Origin of the sequence: Pseudoalteromonas sp. bablab_jr010 (genome assembly GCF_016464105.1) — a bacterium.
Classification (GTDB): domain Bacteria; phylum Pseudomonadota; class Gammaproteobacteria; order Enterobacterales; family Alteromonadaceae; genus Pseudoalteromonas; species Pseudoalteromonas simplex.
In genome coordinates, this window is sequence record NZ_JACDWV010000087.1 from 46090 (window position 1) to 71741 (window position 25652).

Sequence of the window (25652 nt, forward strand, 5' to 3'; positions counted from 1 at the left end):
CTCACAAAGATAAGAGTTCAATGTTAATTCTTGGACTCTAAAAAAGCAAAAAGGCGCAACCTGAGGTTACGCCTTTTATCGTTCTGGGCAGAACTTAAAATTTACAGTGCAGCGAATACATCGTCTGTTTTAGCAGCACAGATAAAATCATTTTTGTGTAACCCTTTGATAGAGTGGCTCCACCAAGTAACAGTTACTTTGCCCCACTCGGTTAACAGACCTGGGTGGTGACCTTCTTCTTCAGCCATAGCGCCCACTTTATTAGTGAACTCAAGTGCTTGTTTGAAGTTTTTAAACTTGTAAACACGCTCTAATTGCATAATGCCGTCGCGCACTTCAGGAACCCAGTCTGGGATCATTTTGATCAATTCTGCTAATTCAGCATCAGATACTTTAGGCGCATCCGCACGACACGCTTCACACTTTTGTGTGCTTAATGAAGACATTATAAATCCTTAACTTGCTAATTTTTCTTTAGGAGGAAACTTTGGCTCATGTAGCCCTAATTCTTTTGCTTTACTCACCAGCGACATGATATCCATTTGTGAAATATCAAATAAGTCATTGATTGAGTTAATGGTGTAGTACACAGGCTGCATAATATCAATACGATAAGGTGTACGTAATACATCAAGCACGTTCATCGCATTGATTTCTGGCTTATCTGAGTACACATACTGTGTTTCGCCTGGGCTTGATAAAATACCACCACCATAAATACGCAGACCTTGTTCGGTTTGCATTAAACCAAACTCAACGGTAAACCAGTAAAGGCGAGCTAAATAAACACGATCTTTCTTTTCAGCGGCATAACCTAACTGACCATATTTGTGGGTAAACTCAGCAAATGCTGGGTTGGTAAGCATGGCACAATGGCCAAAAATTTCGTGGAAGATATCTGGCTCTTGTAAGTAGTCAAACTCTTCACGGCTGCGAATAAAGGTCGCAACTGGGAACTGCTTATTTGCTAGTAATCGAAAGAACTCATCAAAATCGATCAGTGCCGGAACAGGCGCAACTTGCCAGCCCGTTGTTTCGAGTAACACTTCGTTGAGTTCACTAAGTTGTGGAATACGATCTGTTGGTAAATTAATTTTCTTAAGACCTGCTAAATATTCATCACAGGCTTTACCTTCTATGCAAGCGAGTTGGCGAGCAACTAGCTCAGACCATATTTTATTTTCTTCTTCGCTCCAATGGATAACCCCATTTTCATCAGGTTGCTTGGAGGTGTAATTACTTGCTTTAGCCATAATAACCTTCTTCGTTAAATCTTGATCAGCATTGATCAGAATCTCATTAACTTGTTAAGCCGATACTATGTAAAAGTAAGCGAAATTTTAATAGTTAAGGCAGTTTCTAAGGTTTGCAGAAACACCCTTAACGTAAAGCTAAAATTACACTAGAAGATCGAAAAGTTTACACACCACATTTTTAAAGGGGTAAAAGCAAGCGCAACCGTAAACTTAAAACTACAACCTAGCCAATGAATGTAAATGCAGTTTTAAGATCGTTAATAATATCGTTAACATCCTCAAGACCAACTGATAATCGAATTAAGCCATCACTGATCCCTGCTGCTGCTCTTTCTTCAGGTGTATAAGGCGAATGTGTCATCGATGCAGGATGTTGAATGAGGGTTTCAGCATCCCCTAAACTGACCGCAAGGGTACAAAGCTGAGTGTTATTTATAAATGTTTCGCCATCTTCAAGGCTGCCTTTTATTTCAAAGGCAATAACACCACCAGCGGCTTTCATTTGTGAACCAATAAATTGATGACCCGGATGTGATTTAAGCCCTGGGTAATAAACTTTGCTAACTAAAGGATGCTGCTCTAAATATTCAGCAACTACTTGGGCACTTGCACAGTGGCGCTCCATGCGTACAGCAAGGGTTTTTAAACCGCGATTAATTAACCATGCATCATGAGGACTAATCGTTGCACCAATATCTTTTAGCACCGTCATTTTTATCAGGTTGATATGCTCCTCTGTGCCGCACACAAGTCCTGCCACCACATCACCATGGCCATTTAGGTATTTAGTTGCGCTATGTACCACAATATCAATGCCAAACGAGGTAGGTTGCTGGAGCAGAGGCGTTAAGAAAGTATTGTCGATAACGCTTATCAGTTGATGCTGCTTGGCGACATCAGCAATTAAACTTAGATCAAGCACCGCCATGGTCGGATTAATTGGTGTTTCAGCAAAAATCATTTTTGAATTGGCTTTAACCGCGCCGCGAAGTTCAGCCTCGTTGGTCATATCAACAAAAGTAACTTCGATACCAAAGCGCGGCAACATGTGAGCAAAAAATGCAAAGGTACAACCGTATAACGCGCTTGATGCCACTAGGTGGTCACCTTGTTGTAAAAAGCTAAGCACAGACGCAGACACCGCACCCATACCCGTTGCTGTGGCAGCCGCTGCTTCACAGTTTTCTAACTGAGCCACTTTTTGTTCTAGCTCTTGGGTTGTCGGATTACCCAAGCGGGTATAAATAAAGCCCTGCTCTTCACCGGCAAATCGGGCTGCACCTTGAGCTGCATTAGCAAAAGAGAAGGTAGAGGTTTGATAAAGTGGCGCACTCAGTGCGCCATGTGGATCATTTGGTTTTTCTGGACCATGAATACATTGTGTATGTAAGTGATGCTTAGTCATTGTGTGTTCTCGTTTTTATTATCAGTACTTCATACTCATAAATAAAACGTAGATACCCACAATGCACAAGCATGCCGGATGCTCAGATGGCTAAATATCACTCAGCCGTTTTTATTAACTGTACACAAAAGTTGTCATTTTGTATTTTCGGTCTCCTTGTCGCTGGTACGTGAGGCAATTTTACGGGCAATACTATTGGCGGTTTCTTTTAACAAGCTACGCTTATGCTCTAAGCGAGGTAACGGGCGGCTAAGTTCCATCGCTTTATACCCTATACGCGCGGTAAAAATACCTGCACTTAGCCCTTGCGCTGCACGGCCCGACAATTTCCCCAGTAATTCAGCGCTTAGTGCCGTTGCTGCTAAATCTGAAACTAACTCTGCACTACCAACAAACAATACTTGTTTCACTAATAAGCGGTACAATTTAATACGGCTTGCATAACCAAAACCAATACCGTAAATATGGCCAATTTGTTCAATGAGCTTAGTGCCACGCCATAGTACCGCCATCATATCGACTAAAGCCAGTGGGCTTAACGCAACCAATAAACCAGACTCAGTGGCAAAACGGTTAATCAGTTTTTTCGCTTGCTGATCTTGGCTTACCAATAAGCTATCGGCGTATAAGGTCATGATTTCTTTATCGGTATGATGACTCGCTATTTGCTGCTTAAACTCTTCAAACCCAGTAAGCGTTTGATGCTTATTAAGCTTTTCTAGCCACGGCAGTGCTTCTCCTACTTGCTCGCTATTGAGTAAACGGTCGGCCTCGGTACGATGTAATTGATTGCGCTTTAAACTTCTTAGCATGCGGTACTCGCGCCAAATAACACGGGCAATCAGTAGCACACCACTGAGAACAGCCGTTAAATACACCGAACCTAAAATAATTGATTGCTGAAACGTCACAAACAATGACAGCGCAAACTCAAGTAACACTAAAACTAAAAAGCTAACAACAAACACCCCTTTTAGGGTTTGCCATTTCGACTTTTTATACACGGGCTCAAGCTCAATGCTATCTTGCTGATCTTCTTCAGTGTCGATAAATTCGGCGTTTTCTATCACTTTAGCAACAGTTAACTCCTCTGTAGGAGCTTCGTTACTTGCAGAGCTTGAAATACGGCGACCAGCCTGAAAGTTCATCTCCTTTGGTTGCTCACTCATGTTAGTTTATCTCCTATCAGGTACTGCATGACATGATCTAAACGAATATGCTTTAACCGTTTATCAGGGCATGGCAGTGGCGAAAACGATAAGAACTCAAAGCCCTGTTTTGGCCACTCTTGTTTGTTGAGCAGGCGTGACGGTGGTTGCGGTGGTAAATACGTTAGCCATTCTTGTTCGCCTAAAGGCTTGCCATAAATACAAGCTAACTGTTGGCCTTTTTCAGCCACTTGGCGCGGCTCTGTAGCGCAGATAGATGACATTGCCATGGTTTCGATTTGCACACCTTCGAACTTTAAATGATTCGATTGGTCATGCACGATTGAATCAAGCAATAGCGCTAAGTCTTTATGATATTGCGCACTAATATGATCTGACTTATTGGCCGCAAACAGTAGCTTGTCGATGTTTGGTTTAAACAAACGTTTAAAGAAGCTTGCTTCACCATAATTAAAATGGGCCAACAATTGGTTAATAACACGGCTTTGCTCATGCAGGGTTTCGCTGCCTTCATTCAAAGCACTGAGCACATCCACTAGCACAATTTGTCGGTCAAAATGACGAAAATGCTGCTCGTAAAAAGGTTTTACAACCTCTTTTACATAGGCTTTATAGCGCTTTTTAAGATGCGCTAGATTCGACCCTTCGATTATTTCGTCAGGCACATTCGCAACCGGAAAAAACTGCAGTAGCGGCGCTCCTTTAAGCTCGCCTGGCATCAGCATGCGACCAGGTTGCAGCATGGCAAGTTTGGTGTCTTTTTTAAGGCCCACTAATAACTGCTGATAAAGCGCAGCGATATCAGCAAGTTTGCTCTCATCAACACTGGCTGATAGATCAAGTTCAGCAAGGGCTGTTAAAAATGGCTTCGCTTTTTCGTTGCGTGCGGTTTGCTGCAAGAGTGAGTATTGTGACTCACACCAATCAGCAAATGATTGCTCTAGCATTGGCAAATCAAGTAGCCATTCACCTGGGTAATCAATAATGTCTAAATAGAGTGTTGATTGCGGTGCAAAGTGACCGCGTAGCCCCGAATTACTTTGGTACTTAATAGCTAAACGTAGCGTATTTATACGCTCGGTAGAGGCAGGCCAAGCTGGCTCACCTTCAACAGGTAATAACGCTGATAATGCATTTGTGTATTCAAATGTCGGTATTGTCAGTGCTTGCTGCGGCACAATTTTTGTAGCGATATGACGCTTTTCGCGCATCACATCAAAAAAAGGTAAGTTTTTTTCGTCAGCTTGACTGGTTAAATGTTTAACCAAGGCGGTAATAAAAGCGGTTTTGCCGCTGCCACTTAAGCCTGTAACGGCTAACTTCACGTGTTGATCTAAACTACGGTGAAGGGCTTTTTCCGCTTTATTTTTTAACGAATTAAAGGTGTTCTTTGCAAATGATTGGCTCATAAAGTGTCTAGCACCTTATTTGCGCTGGGTATCACGATGCAAACAAGGTGCGTATATATCCTTTAAAGTTTGTTGATTTCACGGCTAACCGTAAATTCTGTTGATGTGACATAGCGTTCCATCTCTTGTAAACGACCATCAACTCGAGCAAGACGATCTTTTAAGTCTTGCAATGCACGGCGAGGTGGTTCCCCTTTTTGCCATACTTTAAATTTTACTTCAAGCGGGTCTTGGTGAATGCTGTCTGTGCTTTTCTCTGTTTTTTCTGTCGGTTTTTTATCTAAAATAAACCAAGCAGCAATGTAAGCAACAACAATAAATTGACCACCTGATAATAACGCTGCCGAAACAACTAAGATACGTACCAGCCAAAGCTCCATGTTAAAGTAATCACTGATACCTGCACATACACCACCTAACTTGCCACGTTCAGGATCTTTATATAGTTCGCGTTTGATACTCATACTTTACGTCTCCACTGCGGAGCCTCTTGATCAAGTAAGGCTTCTAATGTTTCAACACGCTCTGCCATTTTATCTGCTTTTTGTGCAAGCTCTAATAATTGGCGGTGCTCGTGTTCACTTAAACCTTGGCTCACTTGTTTTTTACTACGGTAATGTAAAATTAGCCAAAGTGGGGCAACAACCACCATAAAAACAATAATCGGTGCCATCAAAACTTCTGCGTCGAACATGGTACTCTCCTGTCAATCCGTTATGTGTTTAAGCATTGGGGGACATGCCCCCATTTATTATTTTTTATCTGCTAGTTTTTTCTTAAGCTCAGCGAGCTCATCATCAATCTTTTCGTCTTGCTGAAGACCAGCAATTTCGTCAGCTAATGATTTTTTACCAAGATCATAAGACTCTATTTGTGATTCTAGACCATCGATCTTAGTTTCGTAACGTTCAAAGCGGTTTAAAGCGTCTTCAACTTTAGAGCTGTCGAGTGCTTTTTTAACTTCAAGACGTGACTCAGCAGAGCGTTGACGTAAGATGATTGCTTTTTGACGCGCTTTTGCATCAGCTAGCTTCTCTTGTAACGTGCTCACTTCTTGCTGTAGTTTCTCGATGTGAGACTCTACATGCTCAAGCTCAGTTTCAACCGCTGCGACTGCATCTGCTGACTTTTGCTTTTCAATCAGTGCTGCACGCGCTAAATCATCACGGTCTTTACTTAGTGCTAATTCAGCTTTTTCTTGCCAGTCTGCAACTTGAACTTTTAAAGTTTCAACGCGACGTACTAGCTCTTTTTTCTCAGCAAGTGTTTTTGCTGATGTAGAGCGAACTTCTACTAATGTATCTTCCATCTCTTGGATGATCAGGCGAACCATTTTTTCTGGGTCTTCTGCTTTATCTAAGATGGCATTGATATTAGAATTAACGATGTCTGCAAAACGTGAAAAAATTCCCATAACATTTACCTCTTTGGTGTTTTAACTTAATCAGTTGGTATATCTAGTATCAATATGCTTGCCAACTTTTATAAACTTAGAATAACTTAATACATTCAAACAGTTAAACTAAATTTATAAATTTCTTTAGTTCTCATAGATAATGAAATACACTAGATCTTAGTAAAAATGACTAAGAGTTAGGGAATATGAGCCAATTTCGCCAACAGGATAATTTACTCGGCCAATCTGACAGTTTTTTAAGTGTACTTGATCAAGTTTCTCAACTAGCTAGTTTAGAAAAACCGGTCCTTATTATTGGTGAGCGCGGTACGGGTAAAGAACTCATTGCTGCCCGTTTGCACTTCTTATCTAAGCGTTGGGATCAAAACTATATAAAGCTTAACTGTGCAGCGCTTAACGAAAACCTGCTCGAAAGTGAATTATTTGGTCATGAAAGTGGCGCATTCACTGGTGCCAGTAAACGCCACGAAGGCCGCTTTGAGCGTGCTAATGGCGGTACGCTATTCCTTGATGAATTAGCCAACACCTCGGCGATGGTACAAGAAAAACTACTACGCGTTATTGAATACGGCGAGTTTGAACGCGTTGGTGGTAAGCAAACCGTTAAAGTCGATACCCGTTTAGTCTGTGCTACTAATGAAGACTTACCAACCCTAGCTGAGCAAGGCGAATTTAGAAGCGACTTACTCGATCGCCTCGCTTTTGATGTTATTACCCTGCCCCCGCTGCGTGAACGTCAAGAAGATATCATGTTACTAGCAGAACAATTTGCAATTAACATGGCCCGCGACCTTGAGTGGGAGCTATTTAGTGGCTTTACGCGTAGCGCCATCGAAACGCTACAATCTTATGAGTGGCCAGGTAATATTCGTGAATTAAAGAATGTGATTGAACGTAGTTTATATCGTCATGGTAACGAACATATTCCCGTTCACCAGATTATTTTAGACCCATTTGCGAGTAAATTTAGACCTAAACAGCGCGTTAAAGCTGCAGTTAGCAGTGCCCCTGTTGCAAACGTCGAAGCTGCGCCTATCGCCACAACACAAAATCAAGACGTTGTGACACTTAATAAGCCCGACATTAAATTTCCTTGTAATTTAAAGCAGCTGTCTAACGACTTTGAAATTGATGTCATTAAAAAAGCACTTGAACATAGCCAATTTAACCAAAAGAAAACTGCAGAACACTTAGAATTAACGTATCATCAATTACGTGGCTATTTGAAAAAATACAATTTATTAGATCAGCAGCAATAGTTAGAGGCTAATCAGGTGTTTAAACCGTTACTTGCTTTGTCTTTGGTGTGCTTAGTAGGCTGCCTAGATAACGAAGAAAAAACCACAGAACAAAAAAACCAGGGCTTAGTCTATTGCGCTGAAGCAAACCCTGTGTCGTTTAATCCGCAAGTGACAACGACAGGTTCGACTATCGATATTATCGCCAACCAGTTATATGATCGCCTGTTAAGTATTGATCCGGTGTCTGCCGAGTTTAAAGCAGAGCTGGCAACTGATTGGAAAATTAGCCCTGACGGCAAAGCAATTACCTTTACCCTGCGTAAAGGGGTTAAATTCCATACCACAAAATACTTTACCCCAAGCCGTGATTTTAACGCTGATGATGTAATTTTTACTTTCAGCCGCTTATTCGACGTTTATAACCCTTATCACTTTGTTGGTGATGCCAGTTACCCTTATTTTCAAAGTGTGGGTATTGATCAGCTTATTCGTCGCATTGTGCGTGTTTCTGATTACCAAGTACGGTTTGAGCTTTATAATGCTGAAAGCAGCTTTTTAGCAAACCTTGCAACCGACTTTGCCGTGGTGTTATCGGAAGAATACGCCATGCAGCTTAAAGAGCGAAACCAAGAAAACTTATTTGACCAATACCCTGTGGGTACTGGCCCTTATGTATATAAAGAATATCGTCGAGACCGCTTAATTCGCTATTACCGAAACCCTGACTACTGGAAACATCCTGTAGCACTTGAACAACTGGTGTATGACATTACGCCAAACGGCACCACTCGCGTTGCGAAAATGCTCACTAAAGAGTGTGATGTGACTGCGCACCCAAGCAGCGCGCAGCTAAGTATTTTATCGCAACGTGAAGACATAAAAGTTCAAAAAGAGCAAAACTTAAATATTGGTTACTGGGCCTTTAATACTGAGCGACCGCCTTTTGATGATGTACGTGTACGCCAAGCACTCGCAAGCGCCATTGATGTCGATAAAATCATGCAAGCGGTGTATTACGGTAACGGCATTAAAGCGCAGTCATTACTGCCTCCGGCTTCGTGGGCATTTGAAGCGCAAAAAGCCATGCCTGAATTTAACCCAGCTCTTGCCAAAACCTTGCTCGCAGAAGCTGGCTACAAAAATGGCTTTGATATGAATATTTGGGCTATGCCGGTAAGCCGTATTTATAATCCAAACGCCCGTAAAATGGCTGAGCTGATGCAAAGTGATTTACGCAAGATTGGTGTAAACGTTAATATCGTCGAGTATGAGTGGAACACCTTTTTACAACGCGTTGGTGAGCATAGGCACGATAGTGTGTTACTTGGTTGGGCTGCTGATACGCCAGATCCTGATAATTTTATGAGCCCATTGTTAAGTTGCACCGCAACATTTAGTGGTAAAAACCCTGCCAATTGGTGTCATCCTGAATTTGATTTATTACTTACTCAAGCCCTCGACACCACAGATCTTGAAAAACGAAAACAATACTACAATCAGGCACAGCGGATCATAGTGCAAGAGCTGCCTATTTTGCCGATAGCCCATGGTATGCGCTTTCAAGCAGCAAGTAGTGACGTAAAAGGTATAAATTTAAGCCCATTCGGCGGCATTTCACTAGCTAACGCGAGGAAAGAATAATGATCCTTGATTATATTCTTCGTCGTCTAGCGTTGTTAATTTTTATGATGCTGACGCTGAGTATTTTTACCTTTTCATTGAGCTTTATGTTCCCGGGTGATGCGCTAACTAACTTAAGCGGTATTACTAATAGTACGTTCTCGCAAACCAGTGTGTTAGAGGAAAAGTTTCACTTTACCGACAACTACGTGGTGCAATACTTTGCCTTTTTAGAACGCATTATTCAGGGGGATTGGGGAATTTCTTTTGCATCTGGTGAGAGTGTATTTCAACATATAAAAGACTTATTTCCAGCAACACTCGAATTGAGTCTTTATGCGCTCATTGTATCCGTCATAGTTGGCGTACCAAGTGGTATTTTGGCCGCTGCCTACTACAAACGTTGGCCTGATAAACTGATAAATTCCGGCACACTTTTTGGCTATTCAATGCCCGTTTTTTGGTTAGCATTGTTACTAATTATGGTGTTTTCACTGCAACTAGGCTGGTTTCCTATGTCGGGCCGCATGGGCCTTCTTTACGAAATAGAACCAGTTACCGGCTTTATACTGATTGATATCTTTTTAGCTGATTTCCCCTATGATGGCATGGCATTTTTAGATGCAATCCATCATTTAACACTACCTACCATAGTACTTGCTATGTATCCGACCACAGTACTAGTTCGCTTTACCCGTGATTCAATGCTGAAAGTACTCGATCAAAGTTATATTAAAACAGCGCGCGCAAAGGGCTTAAACCGTGCGCAGCTGATTATTCACCACGCTCTGCGTAATGCGCTGCTACCGGTGATTAAACAAATAGGTCTACAGTTTAGTACCTTGATCACCCTTGCGATGATCACCGAGGTTATTTTCTCATGGCCGGGCATTGGTCGTTGGCTTATCGATAGTATTTATCAGCGTGACTACCCTGCAATTCAAGGTGGCTTACTCGCTGTTTCTATGTTCGTTATTTTAGCTACCATTATTGCTGAGCTCACTTATACCTTATTCGACCCATTATCGCGGAACCAAGCACATGGCAAAGTTTAATTTATTCTCTGAAGAGTCGAATAAATCGCCGTTAGCGCGATTTTGGAAGAAATTTAAAACCAATCACCCTGCCCTTGTCGGCTTATGGTTGTTTATTGCTTTAGTGTTACTGGCAGTGTCTGCACCACTCCTTGCACCTTATGGCGTGAACCAGCAACACAGCGATGCACTGCTATTACCGCCATCGTGGCATGATGCAGGTGACGTACGCTTTTTATTAGGCACCGACGATTTAGGCCGAGATGTATTGTCACGTTTAATGAATGGTGCAACTTACACCTTTGGTTTATCGGTTGTCGCAGCTTTGATCACCACAGTGATAGGTGTGTTAGTGGGCACCTTTGCAGGAATTAGCAAAGGTATTCGCTCAAGCTTTTTAAATCACTTGCTTGATATTACCTTATCAATTCCATCATTATTACTGGCCATCATTATTATTGCGATTCTTGGCCCTGGCTTAATGAATACAGTATGGGCGATTATATTAGCCTTATTGCCTCAGTTTATTCACTCGGTGCGTAACTTAATTGTCGAAGAGCTGAACAAAGATTACATAACAGCATTCAAGCTTGATGGCGCATCCAATTGGCATATTCTTGCTCGTGGTATTTTTCCGAACATTTACGAGCATATTGTGGTTATTTTTACCATGGCGCTTTCTACTGCGATTTTGGATATCTCGGCACTTGGCTTTTTAAAATTGGGCGCCCAGCCCCCCACCACAGAATGGGGCGCTATTTTGGCTGAAAATCTAGGTTTAATTTACCTTGCCCCTTGGACTGTTGGCTTACCAGGCGTATTATTATTTTTAGCAGTGCTGTCTACCAATTTAGTAGGTGACGGTTTACGCCAAGTGCTTAAAGAACGTAAGGCCGACTAATTATGCAATTACTCGATATTCGTAACCTCACTATAGAGTTACGCACTTCAGATACCGTGATTCGTGCGGTGGATAGAGTCAGCATGACCTTAAAAGAAGGCGAAGTACATGCTTTGGTTGGTGAGTCTGGCTCAGGTAAAAGCTTAATTGCAAAAGCCATTGTTGGAGTTTTAAACAAACGTTGGCATATCACTGCAGACCGCATGCATTGGCGTGGCGTGGATTTAATGCGCTTATCTAACGAGCAACGCCGTAAACTCGTAGGTCAAGACATTGCTATGATCTACCAAGATCCAAGCCGCTGCCTAGATCCAACTGCCAAGATATTCGACCAAATTGCCGAGACCTTACCTGAACAAGCAACCAGTGGTTTTTTCTTAAAACGAAACAGACAACGAAAAGACAGAGTAAAAGCGTTAATCCACAAGGTTGGTATTAAAGACCATAAGAAGGTGCTCGACAGCTACCCTCATGAGCTCTCTGAAGGTATTTGTCAAAAAGTGATGATTGCCATGGCCATTGCGCGTACCCCAAAACTATTGATTGCCGATGAGCCAACTACCGCTCTTGAGAGCACCACGCGTGCGCAGGTATTTAGACTGCTAAAAAGCTTAAACCAGCTAAAGAACATGTCGATTTTGATGATCTCTCACGAGCTTGAGGAAATTGTAGAGTGGTCTCATGGCATGCATGTTTTATACTGCGGTCAGATGGTTGAAGCTGGGCCGACTAACAAAATTTTTAGCCAGCCGCGACATCCTTATACCCAAGCACTGTTAAAAAGTTTGCCTGATTATGAGCAAGGGCTTGCCCATAAGGAGCCGTTTTATGCTTTAAAAGGCACCATTCCAACTTTACAACATTTACCTATTGGCTGCCGCTTAGGCCCACGTTGCCCACAAGCACAAAAAGAGTGTGTCGTTACCCCGAAATTGACCAAGCATCATAGCCAGAGTTACGCCTGTCATTTCCCATTAATTAAGGCGATGAAATAATGCAGCCCCTACTCAAAGTTCAAGCATTATCAAAGAGTTTTAATTTACGTGCCGGTTTATTTTCACGTAGAAGCTTTACTGTATTAAAAGATATTTCGTTTTGCTTAGGGCAAGGCGAGACGATCGCCATTATTGGCGAAACTGGCTCAGGTAAAAGTACTCTCGCCAAATTGCTTGCTGGGGCTGATAACGCAGATAAAGGGCAAATTCTACTTGATGGCAATATCATCGAAAATGATGGCTTGCGTGATAACGACTGTCGCCATATTAGGTTGATTTTCCAAGACTCTGAAGCGTCTTTGAATCCAGGTTTAACCATTGGCGATATGCTCAATGACTGTTTACAGTACAACACTGATTTAAACAAAGAAGAGCGTGAAGATAAAATAAAGCAAACCCTCGCAAAAGTGGGCTTGCTTTTAGATCACCAGCACTATTACCCGCATATGTTTAGTAGTGGTCAATTACAACGTATAGCGCTTGCACGGGCTTTAATTTTAGACCCTAAGGTTGTCGTGCTCGATGAAGCGTTATCGTCCCTTGACCCGTCTGTACGCGCACAAACGGTAAACTTATTGCTACGTCTACAAAAAGACACAGGCCTTAGCTATGTGCTTATTACGCATCACCTAAGTTTGGTGCGTCATATTAGCGACCAACTTGTGGTACTTGATCACGGTGAGATTGTTGAATACGGCCAAACCGAAGCGATTTTCCAAGACCCCCAATCGGTGGTAACGCAGAAGTTGTTGAACTGTTGATAGTGAGCTGTCAGCTATCAGCTATCAGCTATCAGCTATCAGCCGTAAGTTTAAGATAAATCGGCGAAAAGACACACCTTACCTATCATAAATGTTACTTTGCTTGGCCAATTTAACTACTTTACAAATAACCTCTGCACACTCTTTTGGCTTTAACTGTGCGATAAAATGCCCGCCTGAAACACTCACTTCATTGTAATTAATACAATTTTCAGCAAGGTCATTGACCGCTTGTCTAGAAACGAGTCGATCTTTCAATGGGCGAATATAAGTCACAGGTATTGAGATAATGTTATGCGCTTTTTGAAGAGTCGCAATATTATGTAAACGATTTCTCAGCTTTATTTTATCCGCCCTATTAATTGAGTGAAAAACAGCACTAATTAACTGGCTTTCATAGTGCGAGTTAAAACCAAAGTAAGTTAAGCTTTTGCGACTAAAGCGATTCTCTATAAAAAAGACACTCGGTATTAAATGAGCTATGTGTGCAATCGGTGATGGCCTTGATATAAAGCTCGCAAGAAATACAATTCCCGCAATCTGATTTGGCTTTAACAGCTGAGTTAAGGCATATGCGATAGGACCTGAATATGACTCTGCAACAATAAATATGCAGTCATTTTTTAATTGCTCTGCAACCTCAGCCGCTTGCTGCTGATAACTTTGCCCTGAAACGTCTTCAAATGAGATAATGGTTACTTCAAATTTTCTGGAAAGCTCTTGAGCCAAATTTTCGAACAGTATTCCAGTACCATCAAGGCCAGGTAACATTACAAGCTTCATAAGGGCTACACTTCTTCTCTGTCACCATGGCTTGGTGGTGTAGATGTAACAATAAAATGCAGTGGTTCAGTACCTTGATTGCTTAGCTGATGTACTCGGCCAGCACTTACATGCAAACCTTGTTGCGCAGTGAGTTTGTGTATTTGGCCATCAAGTTCAATGGTGGCACAGCCACTAAGTACAAAGAAAAATTGTTCGGCATGTTTATGATAGTGTTTTACTTCAGCCTCACCTACTGGGACATGCTCTTGAATAACACTCAGCGCATTAGACTTCACCAAATGCCAACCGTCGCAATTGTTACCCCATGTGTAATGATCTGCGTTGCGTTTGTCTATGATACTCAAAACTTTTTATACATCCCTTGGCTTTGTGGTGCGACAAACTTGTAGCCAAGCTTTTCGTAAAAGCCAGGTTTGTCGGCGACCATAGTGACATAACTACCTTCAAAGGCGGCAGATTCAATGTAGCGGTCAACATGTTCCATAATGACACGCCCTAACCCTTGCCCTTGATATTCAGGTGATACAGCAATATCAACCACTTCAAAATTACAACCGCCATCACCAATAACGCGGCCCATGCCAACCAACTCATCGTTTTTACGAATACAAATAGCATAAAGAGAGTTTGGTAACCCCGCCTTTGCAGCCGCTAATGAACGTGCTGATAAGCCAGCTTTAAGGCGCATATCACAGTATTCTTCTGCGCTTGGTAGCTGCTCTATTAGACTGTACTCCATAAAAGCTCCTTATAACTTGCATTACCTTTAACGGTAACAAAAAAGGCGCCAATAGGCGCCTTTAATTTAACTCATTTTGCTAATTATTCAGCAGCTTGAGTCGCTTTTGGTACTTGCACTTCAGCTTGTGCTTTTAGTGCTGCAATAAATACCATATAGTTTTTATTCACTTGAGCCATAGTGATGTTTTGCTTTTGTTGCTCATTAATCTCAACTTCAGTCGCTGGATTAACTGCTTTTAGTGCAACAATTGCCGCATCGCCATTGTTTAGGTCAACAACTTCAACCTCTGGTGCACCTTGTGGGTGAGCCATTTTGAAAGCTTGTTGAACAATAGCTGGTGACACTGTGTAAGCTTGACGAGCAAGTGCAGCTTCTTGGCGTACTGTTAGGCCTTCAGCTTGTGCAACTTCGTTTAGGCTCTTACCAGCTTCGATCTCAGCGTATAGAGTGCGTGCTTTTTCTTTAGCAAGCTCCGATGCTTTTTGTGAAACTAACGTCGCCTTAATTTGCTCAGACACATCTGCTAGTGCTTTCGTAGTCGCAGCTTTGTGATCGTTTACACGAACAACAACAGCATGTTCATCACCTACTTCAATTACTTCTGAGTTCATGCGATCTTCTAACACTTCAGGTGAGAAAATAGCAGTAACAACTTGTGGGTTGTTTAGCGGCTCAGGTAATGCATTGCGAGTCACAAGTTCTGTTTTCTGCACTTCAACGCCTGCTGCTTCTGCTGCATCAATTAAAGTATCTGAAATTTCGAACGCAAGCTCACCCATTTGAGTTTGCTTTTCATAGAACGCATTAATTTTCTTAGTACGCTCAAGTTCAGCGCGAAGCTCATCTTTTACGTCAGCATATGGTTTAACTTGCTGTGTTTGAATATCAGTAAGTTTGATGATGTGATAACCAAACTCTGATTCTACAACGTCAGAAATGTCACCTTTGTTTTCAAGAGCATACGTTGCATCTTCAAACGCAGGGTCCATCATATCACGCTCAATCCAGTCTAGGTCACCGCCCATTTCTGCACTCACTACGTCATCAGAAGATGACTCAGCTAGCTCAGCAAAATCAGCACCGTTTTGTAACTGCGTTAGTAGCTCTTCAGCTTTCGCTTTTGCTGCATCATCGTCTTCGCTGTTATCAATTAAGATGTGCGATACACGACGTTTTTCAGGCTCAACATATTGGGCACTGTTTTGATCATAGTAAGCTTTGATATCTTCTTCTGAAACACTTGAATCAAGCGTTAAGCTCGCTGCATTTAAGTCAATGTAGCTTACAGACACTTGCTCTGGTGCTAAGAATTGCGGTTGATTCAACTCATAGTAATCAACAATTTCTTGCTCTGTTACTTCGATACCAGCTTGTAATAATTCTTTAGCAACAACTAAGTAATCAATACTGCGCGTTTGCTGTTGTAGAGCAACGCTGTTGTTTAATTCATTTTCTAAGATGAAATCTGTACCAGCAACGGCACCCACTAATTGGCTGCGTGTCATATCTTCACGTAAATATTCACGGAAAGCATCTGGTTGGAAATTCATTTGACGAATAACTTGTAAGTAACGGTCGTTGCTAAACTGGCCGCCTACTTGGAAGTAAGGCATTTCTAAAATTGCTTTACGAACACTTTCGTCGCTTACACGAAGACCTAATTCTGCCGCTAGTTGAGTTTGCAATTCTTGTTGTACTAAACGGTCGATTACGCCTTGGCGAATTTGTGCCATGTAATTTGGATCAGCAGCGATTTGTGCGAAGTATTCACCAAATTGTTGTTCTAAACGGTTACGTTCGTTTTGGTATGCACGGCTGAATTCGGTTTGGCTAATTTTAACTCCATTTACTTCTGCAACGGGTTGCTCTGTGGTTTGTCCTAAATAACCACCGATCCCAGCTAAAGCAAAAGATAAAATCACCGCGCCTAAAATAATTTTGGCTGCAGGTCCCTGCGAACCTTCTCTGATTTTCTCAAGCATTTATCTATCTCTATTCTGATCAGGTACAAATTAACCCTGCTCATGTAAAAAAAGCGTATCTTACCAGATACGCTTTTTCACTTGAAGTAACTGGTGATAAGTTACCTAAATTCAATTTAAGTGTGATTAGGTATCTCTCACCAACTAATCTTTAATGATTAGTTTACTGCGTCTTTCAGCGCTTTACCTGCTTTGAAAGAAGGAATGTTTGCTGCAGCAATCTGGATAGTCTCACCAGTTTGCGGGTTACGACCTGAACGCGCTGCACGCTCACGTACAGAGAAAGTACCAAAGCCAACTAGCGCTACTGAATCGCCATCTTTAAGAGCGCCTGAAACAGCCTCGATGAATGAATCTAGTGCACGACCTGCAGCCGCTTTAGAAATGTCAGCGTCAGCTGCGATTTGATCGATTAATTGAGATTTATTCACAATATCATCCTCTTTCATTGTTATTATCAAGAGCGATTGTTTTTATAAAAAATAACATCACTGTTTTGAAAATTTATGAGCAAATTAAGTTTATGCTCAGTTTATTATATTTTTCTCAACCCTAGGCCACATAAGGCCTAGGCTTGAAAACTAGTGCTTAACTTATCATACCCTTTGTATTTGAAAAGCCCCTAAATGCACTTTTTTGCGGTTTTTTACTGGTTTTTTTCAGTTTCGACAGAAAAACTCTCAACAGGATGCTTCAAAGCCAGTTTTAAAACGTCATCAATCCATGTAACTGGGTGAATTTCAAGGCCCTCTAATACGTTGTCTGGGATCTCTTTTAAGTCACGTTCGTTAATTTTTGGAATAATTACGGTTTTAATTCCACCACGATGCGCTGCCAGTAGCTTTTCTTTTAAGCCACCAATTGGTAATACTTCACCACGTAATGTGATTTCACCTGTCATTGCTACATCTGAGCGCACTGGATTACCCGTTAAGCTCGATACCAAACCAGTTACCATGGCAATACCAGCACTTGGGCCATCTTTTGGTGTTGCACCTTCTGGCACGTGAACATGAATGTCACGTTTCTCATAGAAGTCGCTATTAATGCGAAGTTTTTCAGCACGATTACGAACAACCGTCATCGCAGCCTGAATTGACTCTTGCATTACATCACCAAGCGAACCTGTGTAAGTTAGCTTGCCTTTACCTGGTACAGCTGCTGATTCAATAGTCAGTAAATCACCACCTACTTCAGTCCACGCAAGACCCGTTACTTGGCCAATACGGTCACCGTCTTCTGCTTTACCATAATCAAAGCGTTGTACACCTAAGAACTCTTCAAGGTTGTTATCGTCGATAAGGACCTTTTTAGTGTCTTTATCAAGCAAGATGTTTTTAACTGCTTTACGGCATAGTTTTGACACTTCACGCTCTAAGTTACGAACGCCCGCTTCACGTGTGTAGTAGCGGATAATGCCAATAATTGCGCTGTCAGCAATTTCAACTTCATGCTCTTTTAAACCATTGCGCTTAACTTGTTTTGGAATCAAGTGCTGTTTAGCAATGTTTAGCTTCTCGTCTTCGGTGTAACCCGAAAGGCGAATAACTTCCATACGGTCTAATAACGGACCTGGGATATTAAAGCTATTTGATGTTGCCACAAACATCACGTCAGATAGGTCGTAATCAACTTCTAAGTAGTGATCAGCAAAATGGCTGTTTTGCTCAGGATCAAGTACTTCAAGTAATGCTGATGCAGGGTCGCCACGCATATCTGATGACATCTTATCGATTTCATCTAATAAGAATAATGGGTTCTTTACGCCAACTTTAGTCATATTCTGGATTAACTTACCAGGCATAGAACCAATATAAGTACGACGGTGACCGCGGATTTCCGCTTCATCACGAACGCCACCTAATGCCATACGCACATATTTACGACCTGTAGAGCGTGCGATTGACTGACCAAGTGAAGTCTTACCTACACCAGGAGGACCGACTAAACATAAAATTGGGCCTTTAAGCTTATTAGTGCGCTGTTGTACCGCTAGATACTCAATAATACGCTCTTTAACTTTATCTAAGCCGTAATGGTCACTATCTAAAATCTTTTGTGCGCCAGCTAAGTCTTTTTTCACCTTAGAGCGTTTTTTCCAAGGTACATTGATTAGCGTATCAATATACGAGCGCACGACGGTTGCTTCCGCTGACATCGGCGACATCATTTTTAATTTAGATAACTCAGCGTTTGCTTTCTCTTGCGCTTCTTTAGGCATACCAGACTCTTCGATGCGTTTTTTAATTGCTTCGAATTCATCGGGTACATCATCAAGTTCGCCAAGCTCTTTTTGAATCGCTTTCATTTGCTCGTTGAGGTAATACTCACGCTGCGACTTTTCCATCTGCTTTTTCACGCGAGTACGGATTTTTTTCTCAACTTGCAGTAAGTCAATCTCGCCTTCCATCAGCGCCATTAAGTATTCAAGACGCTCAGTCACATCGGCAATCTCAAGCACTTTTTGCTTTTCAGGTACCTTAAGCGGCATGTGTGCTGCCATGGTATCAGCAAGACGCGCAGCTTCATCAATGCCAGACACAGAAGTAAGTACTTCAGGTGGGATCTTCTTATTAAGCTTTACATAGCCTTCAAATTGGCTAATTGCGCTGCGAATAAAGATATCTTGTTCTTGCTCGTCGATATGGCTTGATTCGATGAACTGTGCTTCAGCCACAAAGAAATCATCGTTATCTAAAAACGTTTCAACGCTTGCACGTTGTGTGCCTTCAACAAGCACTTTAACAGTGCCATCAGGTAACTTTAATAACTGAAGTACTGTGGCAATGGTGCCAACACGGTAGATATCATCTTGCTGCGGATCATCAACAGAGGCGTCTTTTTGCGCCACTAGGAAAATTTGTTTGTCCTTGTCCATCGCCGCTTCTAGGCATTTTATTGATTTTTCACGACCAACAAATAGCGGGATCACCATGTGTGGATAAACCACTACATCGCGCAGTGCCAACACGGGGATTTCGACTCGATCTGTTCTCTCAAGCGTCATTATATTCTCTTCGCACTTCATTTATTTTAAAGATTACTCAAGTATATGGGGATATGTAAGGGAAAGTTCAACATATTTATAAAAAAAGGAGCCTTTGGCTCCTTTTTCGTGTTCAACTGCTTAACTTTTAAACTATTACAGCTTTATTCTGATGCAGCTTTGTCTTGGTTACCGCTTTGGTAAATCAAAATTGGGTCTGACTCACCTTTAATAACGGTTTCATCAATAACCACTTTGCTAACATCATCCATCGAAGGTAACTCATACATAGTATCAAGTAATACGCCTTCAACGATTGAACGTAAGCCACGAGCACCAGTCTTACGCTCCATTGCTTTATGAGCAATTGCGCTAAGTGCATCTTCGCGGAACTCAAGCTCAACATCTTCCATCGCAAACAATGCAGAGAACTGTTTAGTTAATGCATTTTTTGGTTCGCTAAGAATTTGAATAAGCGCTGCTTCATCTAGTTCTGTTAGTGTCGCAACAACTGGAAGACGACCAATGAACTCAGGGATTAAACCGTATTTCACTAAATCTTCTGGTTCAACATCTTTAAATGTTTCACTTAAGCTACGGCTACCTGATGATTGCTTAACTTCAGCACCAAAACCAATACCGGTATTTTTATGGCTGCGTTGTTCAATCACTTTATCTAGGCCTGCAAACGCACCGCCACAGATAAATAGGATCTTAGATGTATCAACTTGCAAGAATTCTTGCTGTGGATGCTTACGGCCGCCTTGTGGTGGTACAGATGCAACCGTCCCTTCAATTAGCTTAAGTAAGGCTTGTTGTACACCTTCGCCCGATACGTCACGGGTGATCGATGGATTGTCAGACTTACGAGAAATCTTGTCGATTTCATCGATGTAAACAATACCACGTTGTGCTTTTTCTACGTCGTAATCACATTTTTGCAGTAGCTTTTGAATGATGTTTTCAACGTCTTCACCTACATAACCTGCTTCAGTTAGTGTCGTTGCATCCGCCATCGTGAATGGTACATCAAGTAAACGGGCCATGGTTTCAGCAAGTAATGTTTTACCACTACCTGTAGGACCGATTAGTAGAATATTACTCTTACCAAGCTCAATATCTGCATTGATTGTTTGATTGCGTAAACGTTTGTAGTGATTGTATACCGCAACCGACAGCACTTTTTTCGCGTGGTCTTGGCCAATCACGTAATCATCTAAGTGATTACGAATTTCTTTCGGCACAGGCAGTTTATCAGACGCATTATGCTTCGGCGCAATGTCTTTGATTTCTTCCCTGATAATATCGTTACACAGCTCAACACATTCATCGCAAATATATACTGAAGGACCAGCAATTAGTTTGCGAACTTCGTGCTGGCTTTTGCCGCAGAAAGAGCAGTATAACAATTTATTACTTTTGTCGCCGTCTGTAGGAGTGTCAGACATTCAGCTACCTCATTTATTACGTTGGCAGTAGCACTAGGCCACTGCTAATTCACTATGTTTAACTATATCAAAGAATATTAGTTTTCGCATAGTAAAGGGTGATAGCTAACAATACGTTATTATTAGCTATTCAGATTACTTCGATTCGCGGCTTGAAAATACTGAATCAACTAGGCCGTATTCAACCGCTTCGCTTGCGCTCATGAAGTTGTCGCGATCGGTATCACGAGAAACCACATCGAGTGGCTGGCCAGTATGTTCAGCCATTAAACGGTTTAGCTTATCTTTAATTGATAAGATTTCACGGGCATGAATTTCAAAGTCAGATGCCTGACCTTGGAAACCACCTAATGGTTGGTGGATCATTACACGTGAGTTAGGTAAACAAAAACGCTTACCTTTAGCACCACCTGATAGCAAAAATGCACCCATGCTTGCCGCTTGGCCAACACAAATTGTGCTTACATCAGGCTTGATAAAATTCATTGTATCGTAAATTGCCATACCCGCAGTCACAGAACCGCCTGGCGAATTGATATAAAGATAAATATCTTTTTCTGGGTTTTCTGATTCTAAAAACAGCATTTGCGCAAGAATCAAATTAGCCATGTTATCTTCTACTTGGCCAGTTAAGAAAATAATGCGCTCTTTTAAAAGACGTGAGTAAATATCATATGAGCGCTCACCTTTAGCTGTTTGTTCAACAACCATAGGGACTAGTGCGTTTAGAGGGTCTATCATACCGCTATTCATTCTTATTTAATTCCTTATCCGCTGCGACTCATCCTTACTATAAGGAAAGCACATTTATACTAATGTAAATTAAGCTGTCTATTCAATCTTTATAACTATATAGGAACTTATCAGAACAAATTCAATCCTCGTCGAAAAAAGTTCTGAAATAACATCAGTATTGTTGGTTTTTTTGAAACTGATACCACAAACTAAAATGGCCCGAGTACGCTGTATAAATACAGGGTAACACGAGCCATTTAATCGCTAGCGAGAGCTTAAGTCAATGACTTATTAAGCACCTTGCTGTGGATTCATGATGTCGTCGAATGCTTTTTCAACGTCAGTCACGTTTGCTTTAGCTAGGATAGCTTCAACTGCTTGCTCTTCCATCGCTACGTTGCGCATTTGCTGCATAAGCTGATCGTTTGCTTTGTAGTACTCTACTACTTCAGTTGGATCTTCGTATGCAGAAGCTACAGTTGCGATTAACTCTTCAACTTTAGCGTCGTCAACTTTAAGCTCGTTCGCTTTAATTACTTCACCTAGTAATAGGCCAGTCTTAACGCGAGTTACAGCTTGCTCGTGGAATAATTCAGCTGGAAGCTCAGGCATGTTTTTAGCGTCGCCACCGAAACGTTGTGCAGCTTGCTGACGTAGTGCATCAATTTCTTGATCTACTAGCGCTTTTGGCACTTCGATTTCGTTGTTAGCTAAAAGACCTTTGATAGCTTGATCTTTAACGTTAGCTTTAACTGCTTGGTCAAGCTCACGTGTCATGTTCTTTTTAACTTCTTCTTTAAGAGCGTCAACACCGCCTTCAGCTACACCGAATTTAGTTGCGAACTCGTCGTTAAGCTCAGGAAGCTCTTGAGTTTCAACTTTCTTAACAGTGATTGCGAAAGTAGCTGCTTTACCTTTAAGGTTTTCAGCGTGGTACTCTTCAGGGAAAGTTACTTCAGCAACAACTTCTTCGCCCGCTTTTTTGCCAACGATGTTGTCTTCGAAACCTGGGATCATACGACCTTGACCAAGTTCTAGTGGGAAGTCTTCAGCTTTACCGCCTTCGAACTCTTCGCCTTCGATAGAACCAACGAAGTCGATAGTTACACGGTCGTTCTCGCCAGCAGCTGCGTCAACTTCAGCCCAAGAAGCGTGTTGCTTACGTAGAGTTTCTAGCATGTTAGCTAGGTCTTCGTCAGTTACAGATACAGCTGGCTTTTCAACAGCGATTTTATCTAAACCTTGGATTTCAACTTCTGGGTAAACTTCGAAAGTTGCATCGAACTCTAAATCTTTACCAGCTTCTAACGCTTTAGGAGCGAAAGTAGGTGAACCAGCTGGGTTAATTTTTTCAGAAACGATTGCTTCGATGTAGTTGCGTTGCATTAATTCGCCAGCAACTTCTTGACGTACTGCAGCACCGTAACGCTTGTTGATGATAGACGCTGGTACTTTACCAGGACGGAAACCATCGATACGCTGGGTTTTAGACAGTTGTTGTAAGCGTTTTTTTACTTCAGTCTCAACGTTCTCTGCAGGAACGGTGATGGTCAGACGGCGCTCAAGGCCTTGAGTCGTCTCAACAGAAACTTGCATGATTTACCTCAATCTTCAATTTTGGCGACTGTTCGCCTTCCTTACAAACAAGGTGATCTCCATGAGTGATAGCAAGTTTTAACGCTGAAAATTTCAACTTAAAACGGCGCATTGTAACCATGAGATACCATTGCTGCTTTGCCCCTATGGGCACTATGTTAAACAATAGACGCGGCATTATAACCTAATATTTATGATAGTCGAGTCTGGGGGGCAATTATTTGGCGTATATAGCAGCAATCAGCGTTTAAGTGCGTAAAAAACGAACGCAATAAATTAACAAAGGAGAATTAAGCTGAATTAAAGGATGTATTTAGAAATTTAGAAGTGGTCGGCGATGCAGGATTTGAACCTGAGACTGAATTGGATATACCCAAACCAATCGTTCTTTGACCATAATTCTTTAAAAGTGGTCGGCGATGCAGGATTTGAACCTGCGACCCCTTGGACCCAAACCAAGTGCGCTACCAAACTGCGCTAATCGCCGATACTGAGAGAAGTTTTGAAAATAAATACCACTTAAGAAGTGGTCGGCGATGCAGGATTTGAACCTGCGACCCCTTGGACCCAAACCAAGTGCGCTACCAAACTGCGCTAATCGCCGATATCTTAGAGTAAATTGGGGTGACTGATGGGGCTCGAACCCACGACAACCGGAATCACAATCCGGGGCTCTACCAACTGAGCTACAATCACCACGGCATTTACATATTTTCAAATGGCGCACCCGGAAGGATTCGAACCTTCGACCAACGCCTTAGAAGGGCGTTGCTCTATCCAGCTGAGCTACGGGCGCATCGAAAACTTCATAAGTTTGCCTGTAAGCGCCGCTTCTTAAAGAAGAAGTGGTCGGCGATGCAGGATTTGAACCTGCGACCCCTTGGACCCAAACCAAGTGCGCTACCAAACTGCGCTAATCGCCGATGCTTACTGTTGTTCGCGAGTGACCTCGTTAACAACGGGGTGCATAATAGTGATTTGACCGAGTCAGGTCAAACATTTTTTTAAGAAAATAATTCAATCGGTCACTTTTAGTTCATAATGGTTAAATATTGCAAATATAAGCTAAAATTTGAACTCTTTTTTATAAAGTAGCGCTTTATATAAGATTGCATCTTGGCGCTATGATGCTTTTCTGCGAAAATACGCAACATAAATAAATATGATCAAACAAACATGATTTGTGTATCCACGCCCCCTTTATTGGATAATCATATTTAGATGTATCAGTATCAAGTTAACTAACCCCAATTAAAGGTCACCCATGACGGCAAACATCATCGATGGTAAGGCAATAGCTAAACAAGTACGCAGCAATGTAGCAGAGCGAGTTGCAGAGCGTGTAGCGAATGGATTACGCGCTCCAGGACTAGCAGTTGTGTTAGTTGGTCAAGATCCAGCTAGCCAAGTGTATGTTGGTTCTAAACGTAAAGCATGTGAAGAAGTCGGCTTTGTATCTAAGTCTTACGATTTACCTGGCGACACAACTGAGCAAGACTTACTTGCATTAATAGATCAACTAAACGAAGACAAAGAAGTAGACGGTATCTTAGTACAGTTACCTTTACCACAAGGTCTTGATGCTGAAAAAATTCTTGAACGCATCACACCACATAAAGATGTTGATGGTTTCCACCCTTATAACATTGGTCGTTTAGCTCAGCGTATGCCGGCACTTCGCCCTTGTACGCCAAAAGGGATTATCACCCTACTTGACTCAACAGGTGTTCGCTACAAAGGTATGCACGCAGTTGTTGTTGGTGCATCAAACATTGTTGGTCGTCCTATGTCACTTGAGCTTTTACTTGCAGGCTGTACAACAACGGTTTGTCATAAGTTTACTCAAGATTTAGAAACGCATGTTCGCCGCGCTGATTTGTTAGTTGTAGCGGTGGGTAAACCTGAGTTTATTCCGGGTGATTGGGTTAAAGAAGGTGCTATTGTAATCGATGTAGGTATTAACCGCCTTGAATCTGGCAAGCTTGTTGGTGATGTTGAATACGATATCGCTGAACAAAAAGCACATTTCATTACACCAGTACCAGGTGGTGTTGGTCCAATGACTGTGGCAAGCTTAATCGAAAACACCCTTGAAGCGTGTGAAAAGTACCACAGCTAAGAAGAGCTAAATTATTGCAAAAGGCTGCCAATTGGCAGCCTTTTTTGATT

At 41.9% G+C, this 25652-nt stretch carries 24 protein-coding genes and 5 tRNA genes; 7 read left to right on the forward strand and 22 right to left on the reverse strand.

What is annotated here, in order from left to right:
- Positions 1–101: 101 nt before the first annotated feature.
- The 8 genes from JIG37_RS08690 to pspA form a co-directional block, all read right to left on the reverse strand.
- Positions 102–446, reverse strand: coding sequence for a 4a-hydroxytetrahydrobiopterin dehydratase (locus tag JIG37_RS08690; protein WP_194442686.1), 345 nt, complete (start codon positions 444–446; stop codon positions 102–104).
- Positions 447–455: 9 nt separating this feature from the next.
- Positions 456–1253 carry a phenylalanine 4-monooxygenase gene (gene phhA / locus JIG37_RS08695; RefSeq protein WP_054553132.1) on the reverse strand — a complete coding sequence of 266 codons (798 nt, stop codon included), beginning with the start codon at positions 1251–1253 and terminating at the stop codon, positions 456–458.
- Positions 1254–1479: 226 nt separating this feature from the next.
- Positions 1480–2661, reverse strand: a complete 1182-nt coding sequence (gene megL / locus JIG37_RS08700; RefSeq protein ID WP_138599307.1) for a methionine gamma-lyase — start codon at positions 2659–2661, stop codon at positions 1480–1482.
- Between the two features lie 134 nt (positions 2662–2795).
- Positions 2796–3830, reverse strand: coding sequence for a TIGR01620 family protein (locus JIG37_RS08705; RefSeq protein ID WP_199529197.1), 1035 nt, complete (start codon positions 3828–3830; stop codon positions 2796–2798).
- The gene (locus JIG37_RS08710) at positions 3827–5239 is read right to left on the reverse strand and encodes a YcjX family protein (protein ID WP_199529198.1); all 1413 of its coding nucleotides are present in this window, start codon (positions 5237–5239) and stop codon (positions 3827–3829) included. The genes JIG37_RS08705 and JIG37_RS08710 overlap by 4 nt, the downstream gene beginning before the upstream one ends.
- Positions 5240–5301: 62 nt before the next feature.
- Positions 5302–5703: an envelope stress response membrane protein PspC gene (gene pspC / locus JIG37_RS08715; protein ID WP_054553136.1), complete on the reverse strand. Its 402-nt coding sequence runs from the start codon at positions 5701–5703 to the stop codon at positions 5302–5304.
- On the reverse strand, positions 5700–5933 hold the full coding sequence (pspB, locus tag JIG37_RS08720; protein WP_036969793.1) for an envelope stress response membrane protein PspB: 234 nt from the start codon (positions 5931–5933) through the stop codon (positions 5700–5702). The genes pspC and pspB overlap by 4 nt, the downstream gene beginning before the upstream one ends.
- Before the next feature lie 57 nt (positions 5934–5990).
- Complete coding sequence (gene pspA, locus JIG37_RS08725) at positions 5991–6653, reverse strand: phage shock protein PspA (RefSeq protein WP_054553137.1); 663 nt, start codon at positions 6651–6653, stop codon at positions 5991–5993.
- 188 nt (positions 6654–6841) lie between these two features.
- Here pspA and pspF point away from each other — a divergent pair, with 188 nt between their 5' ends.
- From pspF to JIG37_RS08755, 6 genes are read left to right on the forward strand one after another with little or no spacing between them, the layout of a single operon-like run.
- Positions 6842–7915, forward strand: coding sequence for a phage shock protein operon transcriptional activator (gene pspF, locus JIG37_RS08730; protein WP_199529199.1), 1074 nt, complete (start codon positions 6842–6844; stop codon positions 7913–7915).
- 15 nt (positions 7916–7930) lie between these two features.
- Positions 7931–9538 (forward strand): ABC transporter substrate-binding protein, encoded by a 1608-nt coding sequence (locus JIG37_RS08735; protein WP_138617099.1) that lies wholly within the window; start codon positions 7931–7933, stop codon positions 9536–9538.
- A complete protein-coding gene (locus JIG37_RS08740) occupies positions 9538–10572 on the forward strand; it encodes an ABC transporter permease (protein WP_199529200.1) in 1035 nt (344 codons plus the stop codon). Before JIG37_RS08735 ends, JIG37_RS08740 begins: the two co-directional genes overlap by 1 nt.
- Positions 10559–11452 carry an ABC transporter permease subunit gene (locus tag JIG37_RS08745; protein ID WP_054553141.1) on the forward strand — a complete coding sequence of 298 codons (894 nt, stop codon included), beginning with the start codon at positions 10559–10561 and terminating at the stop codon, positions 11450–11452. The genes JIG37_RS08740 and JIG37_RS08745 overlap by 14 nt, the downstream gene beginning before the upstream one ends.
- A 2-nt stretch (positions 11453–11454) precedes the next feature.
- Positions 11455–12447: an oligopeptide/dipeptide ABC transporter ATP-binding protein gene (locus tag JIG37_RS08750; protein ID WP_054553142.1), complete on the forward strand. Its 993-nt coding sequence runs from the start codon at positions 11455–11457 to the stop codon at positions 12445–12447.
- Positions 12447–13208: an ATP-binding cassette domain-containing protein gene (locus JIG37_RS08755; protein WP_054553143.1), complete on the forward strand. Its 762-nt coding sequence runs from the start codon at positions 12447–12449 to the stop codon at positions 13206–13208. Before JIG37_RS08750 ends, JIG37_RS08755 begins: the two co-directional genes overlap by 1 nt.
- 78 nt (positions 13209–13286) lie before the next feature.
- On the opposite strand, the gene JIG37_RS08760 is transcribed toward JIG37_RS08755, so the two are convergent.
- The 14 genes from JIG37_RS08760 to JIG37_RS08825 all read right to left on the reverse strand — a co-directional run bounded on the left by JIG37_RS08760 (position 13287) and on the right by JIG37_RS08825 (position 24406).
- Entirely contained in the window at positions 13287–13991 is a 705-nt protein-coding gene (locus JIG37_RS08760) for an alpha/beta hydrolase (RefSeq protein ID WP_199529201.1), read from the reverse strand.
- A gap of 5 nt (positions 13992–13996) precedes the next feature.
- Positions 13997–14338, reverse strand: a complete 342-nt coding sequence (locus tag JIG37_RS08765; protein ID WP_199529202.1) for a cupin domain-containing protein — start codon at positions 14336–14338, stop codon at positions 13997–13999.
- Positions 14335–14733 carry a GNAT family N-acetyltransferase gene (locus JIG37_RS08770; protein WP_199529203.1) on the reverse strand — a complete coding sequence of 133 codons (399 nt, stop codon included), beginning with the start codon at positions 14731–14733 and terminating at the stop codon, positions 14335–14337. Before JIG37_RS08770 ends, JIG37_RS08765 begins: the two co-directional genes overlap by 4 nt.
- Positions 14734–14816: 83 nt before the next feature.
- The gene (gene ppiD, locus JIG37_RS08775; protein WP_199529204.1) at positions 14817–16718 is read right to left on the reverse strand and encodes a peptidylprolyl isomerase; all 1902 of its coding nucleotides are present in this window, start codon (positions 16716–16718) and stop codon (positions 14817–14819) included.
- A 158-nt stretch (positions 16719–16876) separates the two neighbouring features.
- Positions 16877–17167, reverse strand: a complete 291-nt coding sequence (locus JIG37_RS08780; RefSeq protein ID WP_175580427.1) for an HU family DNA-binding protein — start codon at positions 17165–17167, stop codon at positions 16877–16879.
- Between the two features lie 197 nt (positions 17168–17364).
- A complete protein-coding gene (gene lon / locus JIG37_RS08785; protein ID WP_054553146.1) occupies positions 17365–19725 on the reverse strand; it encodes an endopeptidase La in 2361 nt (786 codons plus the stop codon).
- Between the two features lie 143 nt (positions 19726–19868).
- Positions 19869–21152, reverse strand: coding sequence for an ATP-dependent protease ATP-binding subunit ClpX (clpX, locus tag JIG37_RS08790; protein ID WP_054553147.1), 1284 nt, complete (start codon positions 21150–21152; stop codon positions 19869–19871).
- Between the two features lie 135 nt (positions 21153–21287).
- Positions 21288–21905 (reverse strand): ATP-dependent Clp endopeptidase proteolytic subunit ClpP, encoded by a 618-nt coding sequence (gene clpP / locus JIG37_RS08795; protein ID WP_054553148.1) that lies wholly within the window; start codon positions 21903–21905, stop codon positions 21288–21290.
- Between the two features lie 273 nt (positions 21906–22178).
- The gene (tig, locus tag JIG37_RS08800; protein ID WP_054553149.1) at positions 22179–23483 is read right to left on the reverse strand and encodes a trigger factor; all 1305 of its coding nucleotides are present in this window, start codon (positions 23481–23483) and stop codon (positions 22179–22181) included.
- Positions 23484–23893: 410 nt separating this feature from the next.
- A tRNA-Pro gene (locus JIG37_RS08805) sits at positions 23894–23970 on the reverse strand.
- 40 nt (positions 23971–24010) lie between these two features.
- A tRNA-Pro gene (locus tag JIG37_RS08810) sits at positions 24011–24087 on the reverse strand.
- A gap of 16 nt (positions 24088–24103) precedes the next feature.
- Positions 24104–24179 (reverse strand) — tRNA-His (locus tag JIG37_RS08815).
- A gap of 23 nt (positions 24180–24202) precedes the next feature.
- Positions 24203–24279 (reverse strand) — tRNA-Arg (locus JIG37_RS08820).
- A gap of 50 nt (positions 24280–24329) precedes the next feature.
- Positions 24330–24406: transfer RNA gene (locus JIG37_RS08825), tRNA-Pro, on the reverse strand.
- A 341-nt stretch (positions 24407–24747) separates the two neighbouring features.
- On the opposite strand from JIG37_RS08825, the gene folD reads away from it, so the two are divergent.
- Positions 24748–25602, forward strand: a complete 855-nt coding sequence (gene folD / locus JIG37_RS08830; RefSeq protein ID WP_054553151.1) for a bifunctional methylenetetrahydrofolate dehydrogenase/methenyltetrahydrofolate cyclohydrolase FolD — start codon at positions 24748–24750, stop codon at positions 25600–25602.
- Positions 25603–25652: the final 50 nt, after the last annotated feature.